The organism is Pseudarthrobacter sp. efr-133-R2A-89, assembly GCF_030209315.1.
In the GTDB taxonomy this organism is placed as follows: domain Bacteria; phylum Actinomycetota; class Actinomycetes; order Actinomycetales; family Micrococcaceae; genus Arthrobacter.
On record NZ_JARVSE010000007.1, the window covers coordinates 24361 to 48878 of the forward strand.

At 67.6% G+C, this 24518-nt stretch carries 25 protein-coding genes; 7 read left to right on the plus strand and 18 right to left on the minus strand.

The features are described 5' to 3' along the window. Window position 1: 1 nt before the first annotated feature. Window positions 2-2545 (minus strand): phenylalanine--tRNA ligase subunit beta, encoded by a 2544-nt coding sequence (gene pheT, locus QRM95_RS13315; protein ID WP_285248054.1) that lies wholly within the window; start codon window positions 2543-2545, stop codon window positions 2-4. 2 nt (window positions 2546-2547) lie between these two features. Then, window positions 2548-3609: a phenylalanine--tRNA ligase subunit alpha gene (gene pheS / locus QRM95_RS13320; protein WP_285248055.1), complete on the minus strand. Its 1062-nt coding sequence runs from the start codon at window positions 3607-3609 to the stop codon at window positions 2548-2550. A 200-nt stretch (window positions 3610-3809) separates the two neighbouring features. On the opposite strand from pheS, the gene QRM95_RS13325 reads away from it, so the two are divergent. The 3 genes from QRM95_RS13325 (at window position 3810) to QRM95_RS13335 (ending at window position 6108) form a co-directional block, all read left to right on the plus strand. Beyond that, window positions 3810-4265, plus strand: a complete 456-nt coding sequence (locus QRM95_RS13325) for a hypothetical protein (protein WP_285248056.1) — start codon at window positions 3810-3812, stop codon at window positions 4263-4265. Beyond that, window positions 4262-4918 carry an SIMPL domain-containing protein gene (locus QRM95_RS13330; protein WP_285248057.1) on the plus strand — a complete coding sequence of 219 codons (657 nt, stop codon included), beginning with the start codon at window positions 4262-4264 and terminating at the stop codon, window positions 4916-4918. Before QRM95_RS13325 ends, QRM95_RS13330 begins: the two co-directional genes overlap by 4 nt. Before the next feature lie 77 nt (window positions 4919-4995). Then, the gene (locus QRM95_RS13335) at window positions 4996-6108 is read left to right on the plus strand and encodes an Rv2578c family radical SAM protein (protein ID WP_285248158.1); all 1113 of its coding nucleotides are present in this window, start codon (window positions 4996-4998) and stop codon (window positions 6106-6108) included. A gap of 36 nt (window positions 6109-6144) precedes the next feature. On the opposite strand, the gene QRM95_RS13340 is transcribed toward QRM95_RS13335, so the two are convergent. Next, window positions 6145-6609, minus strand: coding sequence for a (deoxy)nucleoside triphosphate pyrophosphohydrolase (locus QRM95_RS13340; protein WP_285248058.1), 465 nt, complete (start codon window positions 6607-6609; stop codon window positions 6145-6147). Between the two features lie 156 nt (window positions 6610-6765). Here QRM95_RS13340 and QRM95_RS13345 point away from each other — a divergent pair, with 156 nt between their 5' ends. Continuing rightward, the gene (locus QRM95_RS13345) at window positions 6766-7974 is read left to right on the plus strand and encodes an MFS transporter (RefSeq protein ID WP_285248059.1); all 1209 of its coding nucleotides are present in this window, start codon (window positions 6766-6768) and stop codon (window positions 7972-7974) included. 15 nt (window positions 7975-7989) lie between these two features. Here QRM95_RS13345 and QRM95_RS13350 read toward each other — a convergent pair whose 3' ends face one another. Continuing rightward, window positions 7990-8946 carry a cation diffusion facilitator family transporter gene (locus tag QRM95_RS13350; protein WP_285248060.1) on the minus strand — a complete coding sequence of 319 codons (957 nt, stop codon included), beginning with the start codon at window positions 8944-8946 and terminating at the stop codon, window positions 7990-7992. A 194-nt stretch (window positions 8947-9140) separates the two neighbouring features. Here QRM95_RS13350 and QRM95_RS13355 point away from each other — a divergent pair, with 194 nt between their 5' ends. Continuing rightward, window positions 9141-9416, plus strand: coding sequence for a GlsB/YeaQ/YmgE family stress response membrane protein (locus tag QRM95_RS13355; RefSeq protein WP_018763608.1), 276 nt, complete (start codon window positions 9141-9143; stop codon window positions 9414-9416). Between the two features lie 111 nt (window positions 9417-9527). On the opposite strand, the gene QRM95_RS13360 is transcribed toward QRM95_RS13355, so the two are convergent. The 4 genes from QRM95_RS13360 to infC form a co-directional block, all read right to left on the minus strand. Continuing rightward, window positions 9528-10454, minus strand: coding sequence for a TrmH family RNA methyltransferase (locus QRM95_RS13360; RefSeq protein WP_285248061.1), 927 nt, complete (start codon window positions 10452-10454; stop codon window positions 9528-9530). 70 nt (window positions 10455-10524) lie between these two features. Further along, window positions 10525-10914: a 50S ribosomal protein L20 gene (gene rplT, locus QRM95_RS13365; protein ID WP_018763610.1), complete on the minus strand. Its 390-nt coding sequence runs from the start codon at window positions 10912-10914 to the stop codon at window positions 10525-10527. Window positions 10915-11032: 118 nt separating this feature from the next. Beyond that, window positions 11033-11227 carry a 50S ribosomal protein L35 gene (gene rpmI, locus QRM95_RS13370; RefSeq protein WP_009358635.1) on the minus strand — a complete coding sequence of 65 codons (195 nt, stop codon included), beginning with the start codon at window positions 11225-11227 and terminating at the stop codon, window positions 11033-11035. Window positions 11228-11348: 121 nt separating this feature from the next. Then, window positions 11349-12338, minus strand: coding sequence for a translation initiation factor IF-3 (gene infC, locus QRM95_RS13375; protein WP_502934965.1), 990 nt, complete (start codon window positions 12336-12338; stop codon window positions 11349-11351). Between the two features lie 403 nt (window positions 12339-12741). Here infC and QRM95_RS13380 point away from each other — a divergent pair, with 403 nt between their 5' ends. Further along, complete coding sequence (locus tag QRM95_RS13380) at window positions 12742-13128, plus strand: DUF1844 domain-containing protein (protein ID WP_018763612.1); 387 nt, start codon at window positions 12742-12744, stop codon at window positions 13126-13128. A 129-nt stretch (window positions 13129-13257) separates the two neighbouring features. On the opposite strand, the gene QRM95_RS13385 is transcribed toward QRM95_RS13380, so the two are convergent. The 8 genes from QRM95_RS13385 to QRM95_RS13420 form a co-directional block, all read right to left on the minus strand. Continuing rightward, window positions 13258-14553 carry an MFS transporter gene (locus QRM95_RS13385; protein ID WP_285248062.1) on the minus strand — a complete coding sequence of 432 codons (1296 nt, stop codon included), beginning with the start codon at window positions 14551-14553 and terminating at the stop codon, window positions 13258-13260. Between the two features lie 57 nt (window positions 14554-14610). Continuing rightward, window positions 14611-15495: an SseB family protein gene (locus QRM95_RS13390; protein WP_285248063.1), complete on the minus strand. Its 885-nt coding sequence runs from the start codon at window positions 15493-15495 to the stop codon at window positions 14611-14613. A 20-nt stretch (window positions 15496-15515) separates the two neighbouring features. Next, entirely contained in the window at window positions 15516-16262 is a 747-nt protein-coding gene (priA, locus tag QRM95_RS13395) for a bifunctional 1-(5-phosphoribosyl)-5-((5-phosphoribosylamino)methylideneamino)imidazole-4-carboxamide isomerase/phosphoribosylanthranilate isomerase PriA (protein ID WP_285248064.1), read from the minus strand. Window positions 16263-16338: 76 nt separating this feature from the next. Continuing rightward, window positions 16339-16497 (minus strand): CG2302 family histidine operon protein, encoded by a 159-nt coding sequence (locus QRM95_RS13400; protein ID WP_018763616.1) that lies wholly within the window; start codon window positions 16495-16497, stop codon window positions 16339-16341. Next, a complete protein-coding gene (hisH, locus tag QRM95_RS13405; RefSeq protein ID WP_285248065.1) occupies window positions 16498-17265 on the minus strand; it encodes an imidazole glycerol phosphate synthase subunit HisH in 768 nt (255 codons plus the stop codon). Beyond that, window positions 17262-17888: an imidazoleglycerol-phosphate dehydratase HisB gene (hisB, locus tag QRM95_RS13410; protein WP_018763618.1), complete on the minus strand. Its 627-nt coding sequence runs from the start codon at window positions 17886-17888 to the stop codon at window positions 17262-17264. Before hisB ends, hisH begins: the two co-directional genes overlap by 4 nt. A gap of 61 nt (window positions 17889-17949) precedes the next feature. Next, on the minus strand, window positions 17950-19068 hold the full coding sequence (locus tag QRM95_RS13415; protein ID WP_285248066.1) for a histidinol-phosphate transaminase: 1119 nt from the start codon (window positions 19066-19068) through the stop codon (window positions 17950-17952). A 167-nt stretch (window positions 19069-19235) separates the two neighbouring features. Next, on the minus strand, window positions 19236-19592 hold the full coding sequence (locus tag QRM95_RS13420; RefSeq protein WP_285248160.1) for a LysM peptidoglycan-binding domain-containing protein: 357 nt from the start codon (window positions 19590-19592) through the stop codon (window positions 19236-19238). 413 nt (window positions 19593-20005) lie between these two features. Between QRM95_RS13420 and lexA the strand changes: the two genes are divergently transcribed. Beyond that, window positions 20006-20734, plus strand: coding sequence for a transcriptional repressor LexA (lexA, locus tag QRM95_RS13425; protein ID WP_285248067.1), 729 nt, complete (start codon window positions 20006-20008; stop codon window positions 20732-20734). 32 nt (window positions 20735-20766) lie between these two features. Here lexA and QRM95_RS13430 read toward each other — a convergent pair whose 3' ends face one another. Continuing rightward, window positions 20767-22827, minus strand: a complete 2061-nt coding sequence (locus tag QRM95_RS13430) for an ATP-dependent DNA helicase (RefSeq protein WP_285248068.1) — start codon at window positions 22825-22827, stop codon at window positions 20767-20769. After that, window positions 22820-24400 (minus strand): GTPase HflX, encoded by a 1581-nt coding sequence (gene hflX, locus QRM95_RS13435; protein ID WP_285248069.1) that lies wholly within the window; start codon window positions 24398-24400, stop codon window positions 22820-22822. Before hflX ends, QRM95_RS13430 begins: the two co-directional genes overlap by 8 nt. Window positions 24401-24518: the final 118 nt, after the last annotated feature.

Consider the following 24518-nt stretch of genomic DNA (forward strand, 5'->3'; position numbering starts at 1 on the left):
CCTAGCGCTGCACGGCTCCGAAGCGTTCCGCTGCCAGGGCCACGGCGCTTTCGCGCGCGGCCGAGGCTTCGTCCGCGGTCAAGGTGCGGTCGGCGGCCCGGAACCGGAGCCCGAAGGCCAGCGACTTCTTGCCGTCCTCAATGCCCTTGCCGGCGTAGACGTCGAACAGGGCGACGTCCTCCAGCAGCTCGCCGGCACCTTCACGGAGGGCGGCGAGGACCTCATCGGCCGGGACGTCGGCCGGGACCACGAGCGCCACGTCCTGGGTGGCCACGGGGAAGGTCGAGATGTGGCGGGCCACGATCACGTCCGGTGCGGCTTCGAAGAGGGCATCGGCGCTGAGTTCCACCGCCACCGAACGGGCCGGCATGTCCGAGGCAGCCAGCAGCTTTGGGTGCAGTTCGCCCGCGTACCCCACGGTCTCTCCCGTCCGCAGTGCGAGCCGGGCGGTGCGGCCGGGATGGAACGCCTGGTGGCTGCCCTGCGTGACCACAAGGTCGACGCCGAGGACGTCGCCCGCAAGGCGGGCAACATCCAGCGCGTCAGCCCAGTCCCACGTCCGCGGAGTGTGGCCGGCAGCAGCCGGGGAATCGTGGCCGGTAAGGACCGCGGCGACGTGGAAGGGCTGGTCCGGGACGCCGTCGTAAAGGGCATCCAGCACCTCGTCGGCAGGCTTTTCCCCCAACGGCGGGATGGCGGCGGTACCCATGGCGGCGCCGGGAAGGAAGACCAGGCCGGACTCGAACAGGGCGAGGTCGCGGAAGCCGCGGGAATGGTTCCGCTTGGCCACCTCGATCAGGCCCGGAAGGATCGAGGTCCGCAGGTAGCCCTGCTCCTCGCTGATCGGGTTGGCGAGCTTGACGGCGCTCCGGGGGGCACCTTCGTGGGCGGTGCCGAAGGTGTCGTTGGCCGCCTTGGACACGAACGGGTAGGACAGGACCTCGGTGAGTCCGGCGTCCGCCAGGGCCTGGATCAGGCGCCGGCGCTGCTGCTGGACCCGCGTGAGGCCGCGGCCGGGAGGGGCCACAGGCAACGTGGCGGGGATCTTGTCGTAGCCCACCAGCCGGGCGATTTCCTCTGTGAGGTCTTCTTTTGTTTCCAGGTCGCTGCGCCAGCTGGGCGGCGTCACGGTCCAGCCGGCGTCGTGCTTTACGACGCCGGCGCCCAGGTCCTCCAGCGAGGTGACGATCTGCGCTTCGGTGAAGTCGATCCCGATGCGGGCCGCGGCGAAGCCGGCCGGCATCTCGATGGTGACGGTTTCGGGGGCGGTGCCGACGTCGGTCCCCGCTTCATCGGCGGATCCCCCGGCCAGTTCCACCAGGAGGTCCACCACGCGCTGCGCGGCGATGCCCGCAACCTGCCAGTCAACGCCGCGTTCGAAGCGCTTGGACGCCTCGGACGGCAGCTTGTGCCGGCGCCGGGAGCGTCCGATGGACACGTCATCGAAGTGTGCCGCCTCAACCAGGATGTTCGACGTCGAATCGCTCACCTCGGTGGCCGCGCCGCCCATGACGCCCGCGATGCCGATGGCGCCGGAGTCGTCGGTGATCAGGAGGTCCTCCGCATCAAGGGTGCGCTCCTTGCCGTCCAGGGTGGTGATCTTCTCCCCTGCGGACGCGCGCCGCACCACGATGTCGCCGGACAGCTTGTCCAGGTCGTAGCAGTGCGTGGGCTGGCCCAGCTCAAGCATGACGTAGTTTGAAATGTCCACCGGCAGCGAGATGGAGCGGATGCCGGCCAGCCGCAGCCGGGATACCATCCACTGCGGGGTGGGCCGGGTGGCATCCACGCCGCGCACCGTGCGGGCCACGAAGCGGTCGCAGCCGGGCGTGCCGTAAATGGGGGCGTCGTCGTTGAGCTTGACGCCGTAGCCGCCGGACAGGCCTGCCGGGGCGCTGACCTTCGTGGCGGGATCCGTGAAGGCGGTGCCGGTGGCGTGCGCGTACTCGCGGGCCACGCCGCGGATGGAGAAGGCGTAGCCGCGGTCCGGGGTGACGTTGATTTCCGCAGCCTGGTCGTAAAGGCCCAGGAGCTCCATGGCGTCGGTGCCGATTTCCGGGTCCAGCCCGATGCGGGAGAGCACCAGGATGCCGTCGTGGTCATCGCCAATGCCCAGTTCGCGGACGGAGGCGATCATGCCGGCGGAGAGGTGGCCGTAGGTCTTGCGGGCGGAGATGTGGAAGTCGCCGGGCAGCACGGCGCCGGGCAGGGTGACCACCACTTTGTCGCCTTCCACGAAGTTGTGGGCACCGCAGATGATGCCCTGCACGCCGGAGGGGTCGATGCCGTCTCCGGTGAGGGTCTGCTCCTGCCCTTCGGGGACAACGCGGACCTGGCACCAGTTGATGGTCTTGCCGTTGGTCTGCGGTTCCTTGACCAGGCTCAGGACCTGGCCCACCACCACGGGCCCGCGCAGGGCATCGGTGGGGCGGTGGACCGCTTCCTCTTCGAAACCGACCTTGACCAGTTCGGCCATGACGTCTTCGGCCGTTGCACCGGCCGGTACGGCCGCGAATTCACGCAGCCAGGAAAGTGGGATACGCACGCTTAGATCTCCATCCCGAATTGCTCGCTGAACCGTACATCGCCTTCGATCATTTCCCGCATGTCTCCTACTTCGTTGCGGAACATCAGGGCACGCTCGATGCCCATGCCGAAGGCAAAACCTGAGTAGACGTCCGGGTCGATGCCCGCGGCCCGCAGGACGTTGGGGTTGACCATGCCGCAGCCGCCCCACTCGATCCAGCGCGGGCCGCCTTTGGCGCCGGGGTGGAAGATGTCGAGCTCAGCTGAGGGCTCGGTGAACGGGAAGTAGTTGGGCCGCAACCGGACCTTTGCTTCGTCGCCGAACATCTGCCGGGTGAAGTGCTCCAGGGTGCCCAGCAGGTCGGCCATGGACAGGCCCTTGTCGATGGCGAGTCCCTCGAACTGGTGGAACACCGGGGTGTGGGTCGCATCGAGTTCGTCGGTGCGGAACACCTTGCCGGGGCACAGCACGTAGATGGGTACTTCGCGCTCCAGCATGGAGCGGACCTGTACCGGGGACGTGTGAGTGCGCATCAGCAGGTGGGCTTCGGGTGGCTCAACGAAGAAGGTGTCCTGCATTTCGCGGGCCGGGTGGTCCGGCTTGAAGTTCAGGGCATCGAAGTTGAACCACTCCGATTCGACCTCGGGGCCTTCGGCGATTTCCCAGCCCATGCCCACGAAGATGTCCGCCACGCGGTCCTGGAGGGTGGAGAGCGGGTGGCGGGCACCGGCACGGCGACGGCGCGGCGCGGCGGTGACGTCCACGGTTTCCTCAACCAGGATGCGGGCGTCGTTCTCGGCTTCCAGGACGGCCGTGCGGTCGGCGAGCGCCTTGTTGACCCGGCCGCGGGAGGCGCCCATCAGCTTTCCGGCGAGCGCCTTCTGGTCCTTGGGCAACCGGCCGATCTCACGGTTGGCAAGGCTCAGCGGGGATTTCTCGCCGCTGTGGGCAAGCCGCACCGCCTTCAGCTCGTCAAGGGTGGCCGCACCGTCGATGGCGGTGATGGCCTGGTCTACAGCGGCGTTGATGGCGGCCTCATCCGTGGGGTTCGGAATGGCGGCGCCCGGCAAAGTTTCAGTCATCTACTGTTCTTAGCTACGAGTCGTGGCTGCCGGCGGGCGGGGCAGCCGTACGCGGTTTCCCGCTCGGCGCGTCCGTCGCTGGCAGGTCATGGATGAATGCGCTGAACGTCAGTTCATTCAATGACCAGGTCAGGGCTCGCCGGCAGGACCGGCGGCCACTGCCCTCCAGTCTAGTTGAACCCTCCGGCTACCATGGCCTCATGACTTTGCGGCAGCGCGCGGGTACCCGGGATGTCCCGACGACGGCCCAGCGGCTCAGGCGGGCAGCGAACCTCCTTAACGGGAGCACTGTCGCGGGCCTCGCCGTCGCCCTCGCCGCGGGTACGCGGATGAGCCGAGGCCCGCGGGGCATGGTCCTGGCCGCCGGGTACCGTTGGCGGCTTCCTGCCGCCCGTGCCTTCACGGTGGGGAACGTGGTGCTGTACCGCGGTGCGGCCGCCGACCTGTTGTCCCGGCCTGCGTTGCTGGGCCATGAGGAGCGGCACTGCAGCCAGTACGCCTGGTGCCTCGGCCTCCCGTTCATTCCCTTGTACCTGGCCGCGGCCGGCTGGTCGGTCCTGCGGAGCGGAAATCCGGGAACAGCGAATATTTTCGAACGCAGGGCCGGCCTGGCCGCCGGCGGCTACCCTCTTCCGGCGGGGAGCGCAGTCCTGTGAACGCCCCGGAGCGGGCCCTCATGGATGCCGGCACGGTTACCGTCACCGGGAGCGGGTGGGCAGAGGCGGTCCCTGACCTCGTGAAAGTGTCCGTGGCGGTGGAGTGCCGCGCACCGTCGGTGGCAGACGCGTATGCGGCAGCGGGCCAGGGCCTTGCCGCAGTGGCCGCGGCCCTCCGCCGGCAAGGTGTTGCCCCTGCCGACCTGCGGACGGGCAGCCTGTCGGTGCGGGCAGACCTCGCGTGGCGGGACGGCGAAAGGCAGAAACTCGTGGGCTACGTTGCGGGCGGCACCCTTGCTGTCAGGCTGCGGGACGCGGACAACGCACCGGCGGCCATCTCCGCCGCCGTTGCGTCGGGCGGTGACGACGTCCGGCTGGAGAGCCTGCAGCTGGTCCTCTCCGATGACTCCGCAGTCCGTGCACAGGCCAGGGAGGCTGCCTGGCAGGACGCGCTCCGCGCAGCCGCCCAGTTCGCGTCGCTGGCCTCGGCCACACTGGGCCGGGTCTTGTCCGTGACGGACCTCAGGGCGGCTCCCGGCCCGGTGCCGGTTGCCGGCCTGCAACGGGCCTCCGCCGTTGAGGGGCTGCCCGTTGAGGCCGGCCGGAACCGGGTGGAGGCCGGTGTGACGGTCACATGGGAGCTGCTGCACTAGCCGGCGTTGGCCGGGAGCAGCGATGAGGCAGCGCGCCGCCCTTGACTTCTATTCGAACATGTTTTCGAATGGAGGCCATGAGATGGGAAGCGCAAGCACTGGTTCCGGCCCCCGAAACTGCCAGGGGGGCTGCTCCGGCATTGCTGCCGCTGGCAGGCCTGGTCCGGTCCGTCACCACTCCCGAGTTCGCCGGCATCACGTTCCACGAGGTCACCGCAAAATCGGTGCTCAACAAGGTCCCGGCGGGGTCGAAGATGCCTTTCGAGTGGACGGTGAACCCCTACCGGGGGTGCAGTCACGCCTGCGTGTACTGCTTTGCCAGGAAGTCCCACACGTACCTGGATTTCGACGCCGGCATGGACTTCGACAACCAGGTGGTGGTCAAGGTCAACGCAGCGGAAGTCCTGCGCAAGGAAGTGAACAAGGCGTCCTGGACGCGCCAGCAGGTCGCTCTGGGCACCAACACCGACCCCTACCAGCGGGCCGAGGGGCGGTACCGCCTCATGCCGGGCATCATCTCCGCTCTGGCGGACTCCGGCACTCCCCTGTCCATCCTCACCAAGGGCACGCTGCTGGCACGGGACATCCCCTTGTTGAAGAGTGCCGCCACGCAGGTGCCGGTAGGGCTGGGAATCTCGCTGGCCATGACCGACGAGTCCCTTTCTGAAGCCATTGAGCCCGGCACACCCGGGCCCAGGGCGCGGCTGCGGCTGGTGTCAAGGCTGCGCGAAGCCGGGCTCCCGTGTGGCGTGATGGCCATGCCCATCCTGCCGTGGCTTTCCGACAGTGACGAAGCCCTGGATGCTCTCTTCGGGTCCCTGGCGGCCGCGGGCGCCACGGGAGTCACTGCCGGTGCCCTGTACCTGAAGCCCGGGACCAGGGAGTGGTTCATGAAGTGGATCGCAGCCCACCACCCGGAACTGGCGGGGCGCTACCGGCGGCTGTACGGGACGGGGTCCTACGCCTCCAAGGAATACCGCACCTGGCTGGCCGCCAAGGTCCGGTACTTCAAGGCACGCCACGGCTTCTCGCATTCCTCCGGCTTCAGCCACCGGGACCTGGACAGCCGGGACGTGGACGATCCCCGTGCCGAGGAAGCGCAGTACCCTGCCGGCAGTATTCCCGCCCCCGCCATAGAGAGCCCCGCGAAGATTCCCGCGCGGCCCTCGCAGCAGGATGCGCTCTTCTAGCAGGCCCTGAGGCGGTCCTGTGTCAGGGGACCTGTGTCAGTGCGCCCCGTCCAGCGGGGACGCCACCGAGTCCAGGGATGCCACCGAGTCCAGCAATGCCCGGACGATCGGAAAATCCGCAGGAATCCATGGCAGGCGCAGGACCGCGTCCCGGTCCCGGAGGTCCACCCACTGCAGTTGGTCATGGTCTTCAAGGGGCCGCGGCTCGCCGTCGCTGACCTCGGCGAACCAGACCCGCATGCTGGCCCGCTCGTTCAGCGGCCAGCCACCGGGAGAATCCGCCGGCAGTTCGGGTCCCAGCCGGACACCGATTCCGAGTTCCTCGGACAGCTCCCGCGCCAGCGCGGCCTCGGGCTCCTCGCCGCGCTCAACCTTGCCGCCCGGGAACTCCCAAAGCCCGGCCAGATGCTCCGGCGCACTCCGCCTGGCGACCAGCAGGGCCGCCGGTTCCGCCAGCTGGTCCACGATGGCTCCGCCCACAACCTGAATCAGTCCAGTCACCGGGCCATTCTATGGTCCACAATGGGATGTCCCGGAACAGCATTCCAGCTTCAGGGAATAGGTCCAGCCCGCCGGGGGTTTGCGACTCTGTCCGGACATTCCTGCCCCACTGCCGTGGCATCCGGCCTTTTCCACCCATCTTTGAGAAGCAGGCACATGAGCAGCGTTCTTTCCCAGTCCACGGCAGCCCCCGCCAAAATCCCGAACCTTGGGATGGCCATCTTTGCGCTGGCCATGGGCGGAGTCGGCATCGGTGTTACCGAGTTCACCATGATGGGGCTGCTGAAGGAGGTTGAGCAAGGCCTGGCGATCACCACGCCCCAAGCCGGCTACCTGATCTCCGCCTACGCCCTGGGCGTGGTGGTCGGCGCCCCGCTGCTTGCCGTCGTCGGGGCCAAGCTACCCCGCAAATACCTGGCGCTGGGGCTCCTGTTTTTCTTTACCGTTGCCAACCTCAGTTCGTTCATAGCGCCTGACTACGGGTCCATGCTCGTCTCAAGGTTCGCCGCGGGGCTGCCGCACGGGGCGTTCTTTGGCGTAGCCGCCGTGATAGCCGCCTCCCTGGTCCCGCCGACGCGGCGCGGCTGGGCCATCTCCATGGTGATGGCCGGCCTCAGCATCTCCAACGTCGTCGGAGTACCCTTTGCCACGTGGCTGGGCCAGGCCTTCGGCTGGCGGCTGCTGTTCATCCTGGTGGGGTGCATCGGACTGCTGGCACTGGTCCTCGTCTGGATCTTCGTGCCGTTCCAGAAGACCCACCCGGACGCGAGCATCCGCCGCGAACTCGGCGCGCTGAAACGGCTCCAGGTATGGCTGGCGCTCCTGGTGGGAATCGTCGGGTTCGGCGGCTTCTTCGCCACCTACACCTACATAGCGCACACCATGACCAACGTGGCCGGGATCCCCTCCACCCTGATCCCGGTGGTGGTGGCCCTCTACGGGCTGGGCATGGTGGCCGGGAACCTCATCGGCGGCAGGCTGGCCGACAAGTCGGTGATGGGCACCCTCTACCGCGTCCTGCCCGCCATAGCAGTTGCCCTGGTGCTTTACGCCGTGGCCGCACACTGGGCATGGAGCGCCCTGGTCATGGTGTTCGTGGTGGGGGCCGCCGGTTCCATGCTGATCCCCGCCCTGCAAACCCGGCTCCTGGATGCTTCACCGGATGCGCCGTCCCTGGCATCCTCGCTCAACCACGCCGCGCTCAACGTCGCCAACGCATTGGGAGCCTTCCTCGGCGGCCTCGTCATCGCCCTCGGCTGGGGCTTCGTAGCCCCGGCGCTGGTGGGCGCCGTACTCGCCGTCCTCGGGTTCGGCGTCGCGCTCCTCAGCGGCGTGCTGGAACGCAAGCGCCCGCTCGCAGCCTGATCCCGCCCGCTGCTTTCAGGGCCCGGGAGCCGTTGCGCCCGGTTCGTGCCCGCCCGCAGAGGCCGGACGGTGCAGGTCCGGCTCAAGGTAGATCACGCGGGCGATGGGCACTGCTGCCCGGATCCTCGCCTCGCAGTCATCGATGGCCAAGGCGATCTCTTCGCCGGTGGCGGCGCGGCTGACGGCAATCTTGGCCGCCACCAGCAGTTCTTCCGGGCCCAGGTGCATGGTCCTGAGGTGGATGATGCGGCCGCCGTCCGATTCGATGGCAGCCCGGATCCGCTCCACGTCCGCCTTCGTGGCCGATTCACCCAGCAGCAGCGACTTCGTTTCCAGGGCGAGCACGACGGCGATGGATACCAGCAGCAGGCCGATCATGCCTGTGCCGGCAGCATCCCAGGCCCCGTTGCCGGTCAGCAGGGTCAGGCCGACTCCGGCCAGGGCGAACAGCAGGCCCAGGAGGGCGCCGAAGTCCTCGAGCAGGATCACCGGCAGTTCGGGCTGTTTGGCGCTGCGCACGAACGCGACCCAGGACTGGCCGCCGCGGGTGTGGTTGGACTCCTTGATGGCGGTCCGAAAGGAATAGGACTCGGCGATGACCGCACCCACCAGGACGGCCAGCGGAACCCACCAGAAGCCGCCTTCGATGCCGTGCGGGTGCAGGAATTTCTGCCAGGCCTCGTAGAGGGCAAAGAGGCCGCCGACGCTGAACAGGACGATGGAGACGATGAAGGCGTAGATGTAGCGCTCCCGGCCGTAGCCAAAGGGGTGCTCCGGGCTGGCGGCCCGCTGCGACTTCTTGCCGCCAAGGAGCAGCAGCAGCTGGTTGCCGGAATCGGCCACGCTGTGGATGGCCTCCGCGAGCATCGACGAGGACTGCGTCAGGAGGTACGCCAGGAACTTCATGACGGCGATGGCCAGGTTCGCCGCAAGAGCCGCCACTATCGCCTTGGTACCACCATGTGCAGCCACGGGGCCCACCTCTTCGCCGGTTCTTCGCTGATTGATAGTGCAGGATCCCGCCGTGGCCCCACCCCGTCAATACCGTACCGGGACGCCCCTAACGATGCCGCAACGGCGCAGGCCCGGCTACTGACTTTGCGGGGTCCTTATGTTAGCTTGAGGCTCATCGGGACTATTATTCCCGGTCACAATAAGGAGGAGACATGGGTTTTCTTGCTTGGATTATTTTGGGCCTGATTGTCGGGGCCATCGTTAAGGCCGTTATGCCCGGACGGGTCGGCGGCGGCTGGGTCACCAGCCTCATCCTCGGCGTTGTTGGTGCCATCGTTGGCGGCTGGATCGGCAGCCTCCTCTTCGCCAAGGGCGACATGGGATTCTTCGACCTCGGCACGTGGATTCTCGCTATCGTCGGTGGCCTCATTGTCGCCGGCATCTACGGATTCGTCACCGGACGCGGAAAAGCCACCCGCGCGCCCTGATCAATCCGTAACCACCTAACCACCGGGCCCCGGATCTCCGGGGCCTTTCTTTGTGCCCGGCCGCTTCTTCCCCGGCCACTCCTTCGTCGGCGGCAGCCCCGCCCCTGCTCCCTAGCCGGCGGGAACCTGTTCCGCAACTGCCCCGTCCCGGCGTTGGGACCTGGCGCTGGCGTAGAGGCAGACGGTGGCTGCGGTGCCGAGATTCAGGCTCTCCGCCGCCCCGTAGACCGGGACGGCCACCCGGTGGTCGGCCAGGGCCAGTTCATCCTCTGACAACCCCTGCGCCTCGTTGCCGAAGAACCAGGCGGTTGGCCCGGCCAGGTCGTATGCGGATTCCGGGCCTTGTCCGGTGAGCCTGCGGCGGGCGCTCTCGTCCTGGAGAACGTCCAGGTCCAGCTGTCCGTAGCCGTCGGCGGCGAGGATGCCGATGCCGCGGGCCTTGCACGCAGCGGCGAGCTCTACCGGGTCGGCAGCCAGGACAACGGGCAGGTGGAACAGGGAACCGGCGGTGGAGCGGACTGCCTTGGGATTGTAGATATCGACGCTGGACGCGGTGAACACCACGGCATCGGCGCCGGCGGAATCGGCGGCCCGCAGTACCGTTCCGGCGTTACCGGGATCCCGGACCTGGCAGAGCACGGCAACCAGGCGCGGTCCGGCGTCGAGCACGTCCGCCAAGGAGACGTCCACGAAGCGGCAGACGGCCACGATTCCCTGGGGATTGACCGTGTCGGCCATGGCCGCGAGGACTTCATCGGTGGCCAGCCGTGCCGTGGTCCCCTCGGCAAGCTCCTCGAACTCGGGAAACCGGTCCAGGCAGCTTTCGCTCGCGTAGACGTCCGTGACGATCCCCGGGGCTCCGGCCGCAATGCGCTGCTGGTGAAGCTTCAGTGCCTCGCGCACTGCCTGCGGCCCCTCAGCAAGGAACTGGCCACGCTTTAAACGGGCCGGGCGCCCTGCAAGCTTTGCCACGTCCCTGACCCGATCGGCTCGGGGGTTGGACAGTGGAAAATCTTGCGGGCGCCCGGTGTCGTTCATAAAGGAAACTGTAGTAGCTGCTGCCACCAGTTCCTGAACCGGCCCCTCCGAGGGGAGCCTTGCGCGGCCTCTAGGCTGCGGCGACCTTCTTGGCGGAGGTGTCAGCCGGCAGGGAGTCCTTGGCCACCTGGACCAGTGCGGCGAATGCGTTGGCGTCCGAGACGGCGAGCTCGGCCAGCATGCGGCGGTCAACCTCGACCTCAGCGGCCTTCAGGCCCTGGATCAGGCGGTTGTAGGTGAGGCCGTTGGCGCGGGATGCAGCGTTGATGCGCTGGATCCACAGGCGGCGGAAGTCGCCCTTCTTCTTCTTGCGGTCACCGTAGCTGTACACAAACGAGTGCAGCAGCTGCTCTTTGGCCTTGCGGTACAGGCGCGAACGCTGTCCGCGGTAACCCTTTGCCCGCTCAAGGACAACCCGGCGCTTCTTGTGGGCGTTTACCGCCCTCTTCACACGTGCCACGTGCGTACTCCTTCGAAAATCTGATCCCAAGCATCTGTTGCCGGAAATCCGGCGGCCTGAGAAGGCTGTTTGGCAGAAGACGAACCGCCAGGGGGCGGCCCATCAATAAACTTGGAAACTAGATGCCGAGCATCTTCCGGATGACCTTGGCATCGCCCTTGAAGACGATCTTGTCGCCGGCGAGGCGGCGGGTCAGGCGGCTGGACTTGTGCTCCAGGTAGTGGCGGCGGTTGGCCTGCTGGCGGCGCAGCTTGCCGCTGCCGGTCAGCTTGAAGCGCTTCTTAGCACCACTGTGGGTCTTCATCTTCGGCATGGGAACCGATCTCCTTACGTTTCTGCGGGCCCTGGGGCCGGCAGTTCTATCGCGCAGCCGCCCCTGCGGGCAGCATGCTGGTTGCTGACTGCCGGAGGGCGGAACCTCCGGCAGCTGTGAACTAGTTGGTCTTCTTACCCGCCGGCTTGGGCACTGCCTTGGGGGCAGGGCGGGCAGCAGGCTTCGGTGCAGCAGGCCTGGCCACCGGCTTCGGCGGGGCAGGCACGGCAGCGGGCTTCGGCGCCGTGGCGGCCGGCTTGGCGGCAGTCGCGGGCTTCGGTGCTGCAGCGGCAGCCTTCGGTGCCTCCTGCTTCGGAGCCTCCTGCTTGGGCGCAGCAGCCTTTGGCGCGGCAGCCTTCGGTGCTTCCTGCCGGGGAGCCGGGGCCGCCTTGGGTGCTTCCTCCTTGGCGGCTTCCTGCTCGGGAGCCGGTGCAGCAGGCGCCTCGACGGCGGCAGTTTCCTCCGGAGCCGTGTCCGGTTCGGTGGAAACTGTGAACCCCTCCGGCAGGAGGTCGGCCAGTGACTGGGTCATGGGCGCCTGGTCGGTGCCGGACGTGTCAACACGGCCTGAGGCCTTGGCTTCGTTCTGTGCCTTCGCCTCGGCGCGCTGGGTGGCGCGACGGGCTTCAGCCTTGGCCTCGGCTTTGTTCTTCAGCGGACCGACAACCATGACCATATTCCGGCCATCGATGCGGGGGCTGGACTCCACCACGCCAACTTCGGCGACGTCGTCCGCGAAGCGCTGGAGCAGGCGGATGCCCATTTCCGGTCGCTGCTGCTCACGGCCGCGGAACTGGATCATGGCCTTGACCTTGTCCCCGGCGCCGAGGAACCGAAGGGCGTGGCCCCGCTTGGTCTCGTAGTCGTGGGTGTCGATCTTGAGGCGGAAGCGGATTTCCTTCAGAACGGTGTTCGTCTGGTTCTTCCGGGCCTCACGTGCCTTGACCGCGGCTTCGTACTTGTACTTGCCGAAGTCCATCAGCTTGCACACCGGAGGCTTCGCCTGAGGTGCAACTTCAACGAGATCAAGGTCGGACTCGGCAGCCAGGCGCAGGGCATCCTCAATACGGACGATTCCTACCTGTTCACCTGCAGGTCCGACCAGCCGCACCTCGGGGACGCGGATACGCTCATTGATTCTTGGCTCGCTAATGTTAAAGCTCCTGTGTTTGTTGTTGTGTCCGGCAAATAGAGAAGGCCCCCAATTGCCGGAGCAATCGAAGGCCTCAGATAGGTTGGCGAAGCCGCCCGAAAAACGGGAAGCACGCGCACAGGTCCGGTGGTTACCGGTTCCATGCCCAACCAGGTACCCGGCAACCTTTCGTTCCCCGGCGGTTCGCAAGGAACCTGGGAAACAGCGGCTGACGCGGGTGGGAGAGAACTCCGCTTGCAAACTGCATGCCATTCTACAGAAAAAATTCCCGTCAACGCTGCGAAGCGCTGCTGGGAACCCCATCGTTTGGAACGATCTCTGAAATAACGACATCCAGTCGGTCTGTGTCAAGCTTACCAGTATGAGCACCTCAGACAGTAATTCGTACGTTTTCGAGCCCGCTGACGCAGGCGCGGACGTTTCACAGCAGATCCGCGACATCTCGGAGGTCCCCGCCATCGAGGTCATCACCACGGCCGCCGTGCACCTCATGAGTGCTGCCGCCGTGAAGCTGGGCCTCGCCGCTGAAGACAATGCAGCCGAACTCAAGGACCTGGACGAAGCCCGGAAACTGATCACGGCCCTTGCCGGCCTGGTCACCGCGGCCGCCCCGGAAATCGGCTCCCAGCACGCCGGACCGTTGCGCGATGGCCTGCGCTCCCTCCAGCTCGCCTTCCGTGAGGAGTCCCTGATTCCCGACGCTCCGGGCAAGGGACCGGGCGAAAAGTACACCGGGGCCGTGAACTAGCGCCGGACTCCCCCAACGCAGCGCCCGACGGCGGGACGACCATCCGAGGTCGTCGCGCCGTCGTCGTTTCCCCGGGAACACGACCCGCGGCCCGTCCACGTGGGTGGGGAGCAATCGTTGGAGGCGGCCTCAGGCGGCCGCCCTGCGCCGGCGCAGCTGCAGGGCCAACCCCACCAGGCACAGCAGCACACCCGCACCCCCGACCGAGACGAAACCGCCGGAGGGGCCCATCCGGTCGATGAATATGCCGGCGAGCGGCGACCCGAGCGCCACCCCGGCGGTCAGGGCCGAGCCGTACCAGCCCATCGCCTCTCCGCGCCGCTCCTCCGGGACGAGGTCTGCCACCTTCTCGGAGGCCGCCGAGAGGACCGGGGCGCACAGCAAACCGGGCAGGACGGAGACGAAAGCGAGCGTCCAGGTGTCGTGGGCGAGTGCCATCGGCAGTGTCAGGGCCGCCATGCCCAACAGCAGGATGACGGGCGGGACGGGCCTGTGCATGGCACCGTAGACGATGCCGCCCACCACTGAGGCGGCGCACCAGAAGACGAAGACAATGCCGATTTCACTCTGGTGTCCACCGATCTCCAAGGCGGCAACAATGCCAACGTCGGTGCCGCTCAGGACCATGCCGGCGCCGGCGGCGACCGCGAAGAGGGCCGCCACTGTGGCGGTGAACCAGGAGAAGCCGCCCGCCGGCCTTCCCCTCGAGCCCTCCTGCGGTGCAGCGGCACCCGCGGGCGCCGCCAGTTCCGCAGCGGCTTCCTGGACATGGGCCGGGGCGGTGGAGACGACGGCGGCCTCCGCCGCGTGCTGCTCGTCAGCTTCGCGTCCCATTCCCGGGTCCGCACTGCGGGTGGGCGGGTTGAACCACATGAGGAACAGTCCGGCCAGTGACGTCGCTATGCCCACGACGGTCAAGCCTGCGGTGGTGAACCCGCTGGTGGCCACCACGGCGCCCGCGGCCGGGCCGATCATGAACACCATTTCGGTGGTGATGGCGTCCAGGGCAAAGGCCGTACGGCGCTGGTCGCCTTGGGCCAGGACGCCCAAGGACTGCCGGACGACGCTGAAGATGGGCAGTGTGAGCAGGCCCCCGACGAAGACGAGCGGCAGGAGCCACTGGTAGGACACATGGGGCACCACGGACCAGATGATGGTCTCCGAGATCACCGACGGAATCAGCGCCGTCCGCAGGCCCACGGTGTCAACGCGCCGGCCACGCCACGGGGCGCCAAGGGCAATGCCAATGGTCATCACCGCCGCGGCGGCGCCGGCCGCCGCGTAGCCCTGGCCCAGGGTCAAGACGATATGCAGGGTGAGCAGGACTCCGGCAGCCGAGTGCGGGATCCGGGCAACCATGCCCACCAGCAGCAGCCGCCGGATGGGCAGGACGGCGAGCAACTCCCGGTAGAGAGCGAAATTCACGAAGCGATCCTTAGGGTCCGCCCCGGCGCGGGCGGGGTTCACCCATCCGGCCGGCAGCTAGTCGGGAGCGCGCCTGAGCTTGATCTCCAGGGAATCGACGCGCTCCCCAAACAATACATTCCGGGACCACTCGGCCTGCAGGCCGGCCACCAGTTCCTGGACCCCGGCGGCGTCCAACCCGTCCTCAAGGTAGAGCACCACCTGGAGTTCGGGTCCGGCGCCGCCGCCGGGAACGACAGTGCCGTCGGCAGCGGCGGTGGACACTCCCCTGCCGGGCAGGAGTTCGATGCCGCGAACCGCGGGAAACCCGGAGGCGGCACGGCCAAGTTCGCCAGCGAGCTCGGCATCCTCGTAGGAGGGGACCCAGCGGTGCTGCTTGGCCAGGGCCCAGACGGCCGGGCGGCGGACTACGAAGGTGAAGTCGGCCCCCGGGTCCAGGACCAGGAGTTCGGCGCCCTCAGCGACGGCAGAGAGCGCCGCGCGGGCCGCGTACACGGCAACCGGCCGGGCCTCGGGGCGCCAGGCTGAGAGGGCGGCTGCAGAGGTGAATGCCGGGAGCGCCGTCCGGCCGTCGGCGGCCTTCAGCGTGACCAGCGCCATGTCTGCTTGCTTGTCGGCGTGCAGGCCGTGATCCGTTTCCGCTTCCTCAGCAAGCTGCGCCACGATGGGGATGAACACCCGGGCCGTTGCCAGCGCCGCCACCACCCCGGCTTCGCTGCCGCTCCCCTGCCGGAGCGCCGCAACAGCGGCGAGGTAGCCGGCGTCGGCCGCGCCGTCGTCGTCCTCGAAGTTGTGGATCTTGCCGTCTTCACCGGCGAGGCTGCGCCCGGCCCACGGCCTGCCCGCAGAGTCCGCCGGCCCGCCGGCCCCGGCAAGGGCTGCGGCGATATGTCCTGGCAGTTGGCGGGCTGGGGGATGTCCCGGTTCCTCGGCGTTGGGCATTGGCTGGACCTTCCGGGCGCCTAGCGCCGGCCGGCGACGTCGAGGGCTTCGGGCAGCGTGAAGGCCCCGCTGTAAAGGGCCTTGCCTACGATGGCGCCTTCCACGCCCAGCGGCACCAGCGAGCGGAGGACCTTAAGGTCATCAAGGCTGGAGATGCCGCCGGAGGCGACCACGGGCTTGCCGGTCTTCTCCACCATCTGGCGGAGGAGTTCAACGTTGGGTCCCTGCAGGGTGCCGTCCTTGGTCACGTCGGTCACCACATAGCGTGAGCACCCGGCCTCCTCGAGGCGGCCCAGCACGTCCCAGAGGTCCCCGCCTTCCTTGGTCCAGCCCCGGCCGGCCAGGGTGGTGCCCCGGACGTCCAGTCCGACGGCGATTTTGTCGCCGAAGCGTTCGATGGCCCGCGCGGTCCACTCCGGATTCTCCAGGGCTGCGGTGCCCAGGTTGACCCGGGCGACGCCCAGGTCCAGGGCAGCTTCGAGGGTCTCGTCGTCGCGGAGGCCGCCCGAAAGCTCCACCTTGATGTCCAGGCGGCCCACCACGTCGCGGAGCAGGTCCGCGTTGGAGTCGCGCCCGAACGCCGCATCCAGGTCCACCAGGTGCACCCATTCCGCGCCCTGCTGCTGCCAGTTCAGTGCCGCGTCCAAGGGCGTGCCGTAGCTGGTTTCGCTGCCGGCTTCCCCCTGGACCAGCCGGACGGCCTGCCCGTTGACGACATCGACGGCAGGCAGCAGTTCAAGGACCGGCAGGTCATGTGCGGTGGTCATACTCATCCTCAGTGTTGGTTCTTCGGGACAGGGGCTGGGGCGACGACGCCGGCATGGTCGCCGGCGCCCCGCGGGGTCAGCTGGCGGGCAGCGTGAGCAGGTAGGCGGCCAGCAGCGACATGGCGGCCAGGACATAGAACGACACTTGGGTCCAAAGCGGCTTGTGCTGTTGACGGAACGAGATGCCGCCGCCAATCAGAATGCCGGCGAGGCCCATCAGGAGTACGGACCACATCTAGGCGCCGCTGCCGGCTTCGGCCGGGGAGGTGCCTTGGCCGGCGTCGTCGGTGGCGGGCTTGCGGAGGCCTTCCACCCAGTTGCGCAGGAGTCGGGCGCCGGCGTCGCCTGACTTTTCGGGGTGGAACTGCGTTGCGCAGAGCGGCCCGTTCTCCACGGCGGCGATGAAGGGGCCGCCGTGCTCGGACCAGGTGACCAGTGGTGGCGCCATCCGCGGCTGGATCACCTCAAAGTTCCATTCCTGCACGCCGTAGGAGTGCACGAAGTAGAATCGTTCGTTTTCGACGCCGGCGAACAGCTTGGACCCTTCGGGCACCTTGACGGTGTTCCAGCCCATGTGCGGGACGACCTCGGCGCGCAGGGCCTCCACCTTGCCAGGCCATTCACCGATGCCCTCGGCTTCGGTGCCGTGTTCCACGCCGGCCTCGAAGAGAACCTGCAAACCCACGCAGATGCCCAGCACCGGGCGTCCTCCTGCAACGCGCCTGCCGATGAGCCGGATGCCGTCCACGGCCTTGAGTTCGCGCATCACGGTTTCGAATGCGCCGACGCCGGGCACCACCAGGCCGTCGGCGTTAAGCACATCTTCCGGTTTGGCGCTGAGGATCACCTCCGCACCGGCGCGCTCCAGGGCGCGCACGGCGGAGCGGACGTTCCCGGAGCCGTAGTCGAGCACCGTCACCGTCGGCTTGCCCTCGGGCGACGGGAGCTTCTGCGAGGCGGTGGGATCGATGATCGCGCCGTCCTTGAGCACCAGCCCGCTCACAGCGCACCCTTGGTGGACGGAATGCCCTCGACGCGGGGGTCCGGTTCGACGGCGGCGCGCAGGGCGCGGGCGAAGGCTTTGAACTGCGCCTCCACGATGTGGTGCGGGTCCCGGCCGGCCAGGACGTTCATGTGCAGGCAAATGCCGGCGTGCAGCGTGATGGCCTCAAAGACGTGGCGGGTCAGGGAGCCGGTGAAGTGGCCCCCGATCAGGTGGTACTCCTGGCCAGCGGGCTCGCCGCCGTGGACCAGGTAGGGACGGCCGGACACGTCCACCACCGCGTTGGCCAGGGCCTCATCCAAGGGCACGGTTGCCTCGCCGAACCTGCGGATCCCGGCTTTGTTTCCCAAGGCGGTCCGCAGGACCTCGCCGAACGTAATGGCGACGTCTTCCACGGTGTGGTGCACGTCGATGTGGGTGTCTCCGGTGGCTTTGACGGTCATGTCGATCAGCGAGTGTTTGCACAGCGCGGTCAGCATGTGGTCGTAGAACGGAACCGAGGTGTCGATGTTGGACACACCCGTTCCGTCGAGGTTGATCTCCACGAGGACGGAGGACTCGCTGGTGGCGCGCTCCATTCGGGCGGTCCGGGCCGCAGCAGTGTTCGAACCGGTTGAACTCATGGTGAAGGATCCTTAGTGGGAGAAGGAGTGGTTCAGGGCGCCCAGCGCCGCAGTATCAAGTCTAGGCGGGAAGCGCGGCGTGGCCGGCAAGGATGCGTTCCAGGGATGTGAGGAAGGCTGTGGTTTCCGGCTCAGTACCTGCCGTGACCCGCAGGTGGCCCGGAATTCCCACGTCGCGGATCAGCACGCCCGCGTCCAGCAGTTCCTGCCAGACCTGGTGCGGGTTCTCCAGGCCACCGAAGAACACGTAGTTGGAGTCGGACGCCGCAGGCTTCAGGCCCATCCTCGTCAGCTCAGCCACAATCCGGTCGCGCTGCTGCTTGATGTCCTGCACGTCGGCCATCAGCGCTTCCCGGTGCTGGAGGGCCGCCAGGGCGGTTGCCTGCGTGATGGCGGACAGGTGGTAGGGCAGGCGCACCAGGCGCAGGGCATCGGTGACCTCCGGTGCCGCGGCCATGTAGCCAAGGCGGGCCCCGGCAAGGGCGAAAGCCTTGCTCATGGTGCGGGAGACGATCAGCCGCTCCCTGCCGGGCAGCAGGGTCAGTGCGCTCGGGGTGCCGTCGTGGGCGAACTCGTGGTACGCCTCGTCCACGATGACGATGGTCTGGCTTGGAACACCGGCCTCGTAGACAGCCTCGACGACGTCCAGTCCCAGGCCGGTGCCGGTGGGATTGTTCGGCGAGCAGAGGAACACGATGTTCGGCTGCAGCTCCCTGACCTGCCGGGCAGCGGACTCTGCGCTGAGGTCATAGCCCTCGGCCCGGACACCGGTGATGTATTCGGTGTCGGTGCCGCTCGCCAGCAGCGGGTACATGGAGTACGTGGGCGGGAAGCCCAGCGCGGTGCGGCCGGGGCCGCCGAAAGCCTGCAGGATTTGCTGCAGAACCTCGTTGGAGCCGTTGGCGGCCCACAGGTTCGTCTCATCGAGGCCGTGGCCAAGGTATTCGGCCAGGGCCTTGCGGAGATCGGTGAACTCCCGGTCCGGGTAGCGGTTGAGGCCGGCGGCGGCCTCCGTCACGGCGGCGCTGATGGCTGCCCGCACGTCCGCCGGGACGCCATGGGTGTTCTCGTTGACGTTCAGGAGAATGGGGACGTCCAGTTGGGGCGCCCCGTAGGGAGTCAGCCCGCGAAGGTTGCTGCGGAGGGGTAGCCGGTTCAGGCGTTCTAGCTGGTCGTTCACCTGAACAGTTTAGTTGCCGTGGCAACTACCGGAAAATGTGACACTTTCGGCCTGCCTCGGAACCGCCCGGACGAGGAGCTGACAGCACCTACCGGGAGACGCACACCGGCAGGTTCCAGGCCCCGGCGCTCCCGGCCGCCGCTCCAGGGCGACCGCTCAAGGGCAGGTCAGTGGCTGGGGACGAAGAGCTGCTGCCCGGGCAGGACCGCGCCGGCGGACAGGTTGTTGAGCTGGACGATGTCCGCCACGACGTCCCGTGCATCCCGGTTCGGGGCCACGGCACCGGCGATGGACCACAGGGACTGGCCGGGCTGGACGGTGACCGTCACCGTGGGTGTCACGGCGAGGTCCGCGGCGGAATCGGAGGCCTTGGCCGGGGAGTGGAAGAGTCCGGCCAAGGAGAGCAGCAGGACCGCGAGCAGAATCAGCGGCACTCCCAGCAGGACGATCCGGCCCCGCCGGGTCAACCGAAGCGGCGCCGGTGATGGCGCACTTCCGGCACTGATCCGCCGGTTGCCGGACATGTGGCGCTCCCCGGCCAGGAATTCCGGACGGGAAATGCGGGAAAGAGTTAAAGCTGACATGAACTGAGCCCTCCTGGACCTGCCGTGCTGCCCGGGTGTCCGCCGCTGCCGTCCTGCCTGCCCTGCCGGAATACCAATCTCTTCCGGCCAGGTCTTCGAACAGGCCATGCAGTGGTTAGAACACATATTCGAACTTTGCTTACTAAGTTTTAGCACCTATCAACGAACAATGTCGAGACTCGCTAGAACAAATGTTTGAAAAAGCAATGTGGCTGGCCTAGCTTGGAAACCAAGAACAACCACCACTGAAGTTGAACAGCAGGGTCTGACAATGACAGCGGCGACCCTTCACGCAGCGCCGGCCAACGGCGTGGGGCGGAAGATCCGGCGGCAAGCGAAAGGCATTGGCGAACATGGCAGCAGCAGCCGCCGGGGGCAAGACGGCCCCGCAACCAAAGAGGACTCCGAAGGGGCTTACCCCACGGCAAAAAAAGATCCTCGAGACCATCCAGCGGTCCGTCAATGACAACGGCTACCCGCCGTCGATGCGCGAGATCGGCGACACGGTGGGCCTGGCGAGCTTGTCCAGCGTGACCCATCAGCTGTCCCAGCTGGAAAAGCTGGGCTACCTCCGGCGCGACCCGAAGCGGCCGCGGGCCATGGAGGTGCTCATGCCCCTCACGCTCGACGGCGGCGCCGGGAAGCCGCTTGCCGCGACAGCGCCGCAGACACCCGGCGCCACCGTAACGGAGCTGCCCACTGCGCTGGACACCGCCATGGTTCCACTGGTTGGCCGGATTGCCGCCGGCGGTCCCATCCTCGCCGAGCAGCTTGTTGAAGATGTCATGCCGCTCCCCCGCCAACTTGTCGGCCAGGGTGAGCTGTTCATGCTCAAGGTGGCCGGAGACTCCATGGTGGACGCCGCCATCTGCGACGGAGACTGGGTAGTGGTGCGCCGCCAGGCGGACGCCGTCAACGGTGACATCGTCGCTGCCCTGCTCGATGACGAAGCAACCGTCAAGACTTTCCGCCAGCGCGACGGGCACACCTGGCTGCTCCCGCAGAACACGCAGTACGAACCCATCCTGGGCGACCACGCGACCATCATGGGCAAAGTGGTTTCGGTGCTGCGGTCACTCTGACACCGCCTGTCACCTTCGGCCGCGGCAGACCTCTATCCGGAGGCCTCCGCGCCGAGCCTCGTGAGGGCGGCCAGTGCCTTGCTGCGGTCCGTAGTGGACCAAAACGGCGGCAGCGCGGCCCGAAGGAAGCCCGCATAACGTTCGGTTGCCAGCCGCGAATCAAGCACCGCAACGACGCCTTTGTCGCCGGTTGACCGGATCAGCCGCCCAGCGCCCTGGGCCAGCCGGATGGCCGCGTGGGTAGCCGAAACCGACATGAAACCGTTGCCACCGGCCTGGGCCACGGCCCGCGACCGGGCTGTCATGAGGGGGTCGTCCGGCCTGGGGAAGGGAATCCGGTCGATCACCACGAGCCGGCAGGACCCGCCCGGAACGTCTACCCCCTGCCACAGGGACATGGTCCCGAAGAGGCAGGTGTCCGGTTCGTCGGCGAACTGCTTGACCAGGGCGGTCATGGTTGACTCGCCTTGGCAGAGCACGGTCATATCGAGCTTGGGCCGCAGGGCGTCGGCGGCCTCTTCCGCAGCGCGACGCGAGGAAAAGAGGCAGAGGGCACCGCCACCGGATGCTTTGATGAGCGCTTCGAGCTCCTCCAGTGCTTCCGGCGAAACACCCCGGCCGGGTTTGGGCAGGTGTCCCGCCACGTAGAGGATGCCCTGTTTGGGGTAGTCGAAGGGTGAGCCGACGTCCACGCCGGTCCAGCTGGGAGCTCCGTCGCCTATCAGTCCCAGTCCGCCCGCTGCCGGTTCGAAGGCGGACCCGATGGCCAGGGTGGCAGAGGTCAGCACAACAGTGTGGCCGGCGAAGAGCCCTTCCCTCAGCCGTCCGGCAACGGACAGCGGTGCGATGTTGACCAGGACCGGTGCATTCTCGTCAGGCGGGGAGTAGCCCTGGCCGGGGTCGAAGGTGCTCGCGCGCGAAAACCAGACTACTTCACGGTTCTCCCGGGCAGCCAGCAGCCGTTCGCACAATTCCAGGATCAGCATCAGGCGGGACCGGGCGAGCTGCCGTCCGCCGTCGGCCGTGGTGTTGCTGTCCCCCTTGGAATCGGACAGCGCCGCGCGGCAGGCCTCACGCAGCTGGTCCACGCAGTCCAGCTGTTCATCGTTCAGGCCGTTGGGCAGCAGGCCGTTCGGTGCCCCGGCGAGGGCCAGCTCAAGGTTGGCGGCCGCCGCGTTCAGGGCGTCAACGGTGATGGCCGTGTGTTTGCGGGCACCTGCTGCGGCGGCGTGCACCATGGCCACGGACAACTGCCCGGAGACGGCACCGGTGACGCGGTCCTGCAGTTCATGCGCCTCGTCCACCACCACGACGTCATATTCGGGCAGCACGGCGAGACCCTCGAAGGCGCTGACGGCGAGCATGGCGTGGTTGGTCACCACGACGTCTGCCTCAGCCGCGTCCTGCCGCGCCAGTTCACTGAAGCACTCAGCGGCCATGGGACATTTTTGCGCCCCCAGGCATTCCATGGATGTCACGGACACCTGCCGCCAGGCCCGGTCGGTCACGCCGGGCAGGAGCTCGTCACGGTCGCCGGTGACGGTCTTCTCGGCCCACTCCCGCAGCCGCACCACTTCCTTGCCCAGCTGGGAGGCGGGGCCGCCCACTGAGGCGGCGAAGTGCGGCACGCTGGTGTCCTCGCCCAAGGAGAACAGCTGGCCCTCCGAAGGCTCCTCGGAAGGGAACCCACCCTCCACTTTGTGGCGGCAGACGTAGTTGGACCGCCCCTTGACCAGGGCCACTTTGACGGGCCGCTCCAGGGCGGGCGTGATGTTCTTCAGGAGCCGGGGCAGGTCCCTGCCGACGATCTGGGTTTGCAGGGCCAGCGTGGCCGTCGACACCAGGGCGGGCTTGTTGCTTTCCAAGGCGTGGGCAATGAGCGGTACCAGGTAGGCCAGGGACTTGCCGGTCCCGGTGCCTGCCTGAACCAGGAGATGGTTGCCCGAACTGATGGCCCGGGCCACCTGGCGGGCCATTTCGTGTTGTCCGGTGCGGCTCTGTCCACCCATGCCGGCGACGGCGCGGTCGAGCAGTTCAATGACGAACTGCTCGCCGCCCGCCTGCGCAGCTTCCCCGGCCGCGAGGTCAGTCATTGAGGGCGAATGGTTCCAGCTCGGATGCCAGGCCCTCGCGGACCATCACCACGGCCCTGGTACCTTCCGCAACGTGGTCGAGGTGGATGATTTCGGCGTCGGATTCGTGCAGCTTGCTGAGCAGGTCGCCCCGGTCGTACGGAATGAGCAGTTCAAGCTTCACGCTGGGCCTCGGGATGGCGTCGCTGATGGCCTTCAGCAGCCCGGCAATACCCTCACCCGTCCGGGCAGAGACCACCACATGGCGTGGTTCGCGCTGCTTCAGCCGCTCAATCACGAAGGGATCGGCGGCATCGGCCTTGTTCAACACGATGATCTCGGGCACCTTGCGGGCGTCAACTTCGCTGAAGACCTTCCGGACCGCGGCAATCTGGCCCTCGGGATCGGGGTGCGAGGCATCCACCACGTGCAGGATCAGGTCCGAATCGGCCACCTCTTCGAGGGTGGAGCGGAAGGCCTCCACCAGCTGGGTGGGCAGCGAGCGGACGAACCCTACGGTGTCGGCCAGGGTGTAGCCCAGGCCGTCAGCGGTTTCGGCCTTGCGGACGGTGGGATCCAGGGTGGCGAACAAGGCGTTCTCCACCAGGACGCCGGCGTCGGTGAGCCGATTGAGCAGGGAGGATTTCCCCGCGTTGGTGTACCCGGCGATGGCCACCGACGGTACCTCGTTACGACGACGGTTGGCCCGCTTGGTTTCCCGCGCCGGCTTCATCGCGGCGATCTCGCGCCGAAGCTTGGCCATGCGCGTACGGATCCGGCGCCGGTCCAGTTCGATCTTGGTTTCACCGGGGCCGCGCGAGCCCATGCCGGCGGCGGCGCCACCCACTTGGCCACCTGCCTGGCGGGACATCGATTCGCCCCAGCCGCGGAGTCGGGGAAGCAGGTATTCAAGCTGTGCCAGCTCCACCTGCGCCTTGCCCTCGCGGCTCTTGGCGTGCTGGGCGAAGATGTCCAGGATCAGGGCCGTACGGTCGATGACCTTGACCTTGACGATGTCTTCGAGGCCACGACGCTGCGAGGGTGCGAGCTCGGCGTCCACCACCACGGTGTCCGCACCGGTGGACATGACGATGTCCTTCAGTTCGAGCGCCTTGCCCGAGCCCAGGAACGTTCCGGGATCCGGCTTGGCCCTCCGCTGTACCAGCCCATCGAGGACCTCGGAGCCGGCCGTCTCGGCGAGGGCGGCAAGCTCGCGCAGCGAGTTTTCGGCGTCGGCCAGCGTTCCGTCGGACCAGAGACCTGCCAGGACCACGCGTTCCAGGCGGAGCTGGCGGTATTCGACCTCGGTGACGTCTTCGAGTTCGGTGGACAACCCTGCCCTGCGGCGCAGGGCCCGGCGTTCCTCGAGGTCCTGCTGGTCGCCGTCGTACGTTGAATGTTCTTCGTCGAGGCGGGAGATGGCCTGGGCCTTGCCGAGCACAGCTTTTCCGGTGCCGCTGCCGTCGCCGCTGGGCGTGCTGACTTTCCGGGCCGGTACGTCCTTGGCGAGGATCCGGTCGATGACAGCCTGGATTTCCTCGGGACTCATGTCCTGGGCGGCTGGATCGGACCCGGTGTTTGGCTGGCTGGTCATGGTCTCCTTTGAAGATTCGGCATTTCCAGAATAGTGCCGTTTGGGTGGAAGGTGGGAAGTATTCGCGCTGGGCTGACGGCCTGCGGTCATGCAGTCCTCCTGATGGTGGGGCCGGCGG

What these genes read in the sequence shown, in the direction of transcription:
- pheS (WP_285248055.1), bottom strand. Translation starts at nt 3,609, where the DNA reads ATGACTGAAACTTTGCCGGGCGCCGCCATTCCGAACCCCACGGATGAG.
- QRM95_RS13325 (WP_285248056.1), top strand. Translation starts at nt 3,810, where the DNA reads ATGACTTTGCGGCAGCGCGCGGGTACCCGGGATGTCCCGACGACGGCC.
- QRM95_RS13335 (WP_285248158.1), top strand. Translation starts at nt 4,996, where the DNA reads ATGAGATGGGAAGCGCAAGCACTGGTTCCGGCCCCCGAAACTGCCAGG.
- QRM95_RS13345 (WP_285248059.1), top strand. Translation starts at nt 6,766, where the DNA reads ATGAGCAGCGTTCTTTCCCAGTCCACGGCAGCCCCCGCCAAAATCCCG.
- QRM95_RS13355 (WP_018763608.1), top strand. Translation starts at nt 9,141, where the DNA reads ATGGGTTTTCTTGCTTGGATTATTTTGGGCCTGATTGTCGGGGCCATC.
- QRM95_RS13360 (WP_285248061.1), bottom strand. Translation starts at nt 10,454, where the DNA reads ATGAACGACACCGGGCGCCCGCAAGATTTTCCACTGTCCAACCCCCGA.
- rpmI (WP_009358635.1), bottom strand. Translation starts at nt 11,227, where the DNA reads ATGCCGAAGATGAAGACCCACAGTGGTGCTAAGAAGCGCTTCAAGCTG.
- QRM95_RS13380 (WP_018763612.1), top strand. Translation starts at nt 12,742, where the DNA reads ATGAGCACCTCAGACAGTAATTCGTACGTTTTCGAGCCCGCTGACGCA.
- QRM95_RS13390 (WP_285248063.1), bottom strand. Translation starts at nt 15,495, where the DNA reads ATGCCCAACGCCGAGGAACCGGGACATCCCCCAGCCCGCCAACTGCCA.
- priA (WP_285248064.1), bottom strand. Translation starts at nt 16,262, where the DNA reads ATGACCACCGCACATGACCTGCCGGTCCTTGAACTGCTGCCTGCCGTC.
- QRM95_RS13400 (WP_018763616.1), bottom strand. Translation starts at nt 16,497, where the DNA reads ATGTGGTCCGTACTCCTGATGGGCCTCGCCGGCATTCTGATTGGCGGC.
- hisB (WP_018763618.1), bottom strand. Translation starts at nt 17,888, where the DNA reads ATGAGTTCAACCGGTTCGAACACTGCTGCGGCCCGGACCGCCCGAATG.
- QRM95_RS13420 (WP_285248160.1), bottom strand. Translation starts at nt 19,592, where the DNA reads ATGTCCGGCAACCGGCGGATCAGTGCCGGAAGTGCGCCATCACCGGCG.
- lexA (WP_285248067.1), top strand. Translation starts at nt 20,006, where the DNA reads ATGGCAGCAGCAGCCGCCGGGGGCAAGACGGCCCCGCAACCAAAGAGG.
- QRM95_RS13430 (WP_285248068.1), bottom strand. Translation starts at nt 22,827, where the DNA reads ATGACTGACCTCGCGGCCGGGGAAGCTGCGCAGGCGGGCGGCGAGCAG.
- hflX (WP_285248069.1), bottom strand. Translation starts at nt 24,400, where the DNA reads ATGACCAGCCAGCCAAACACCGGGTCCGATCCAGCCGCCCAGGACATG.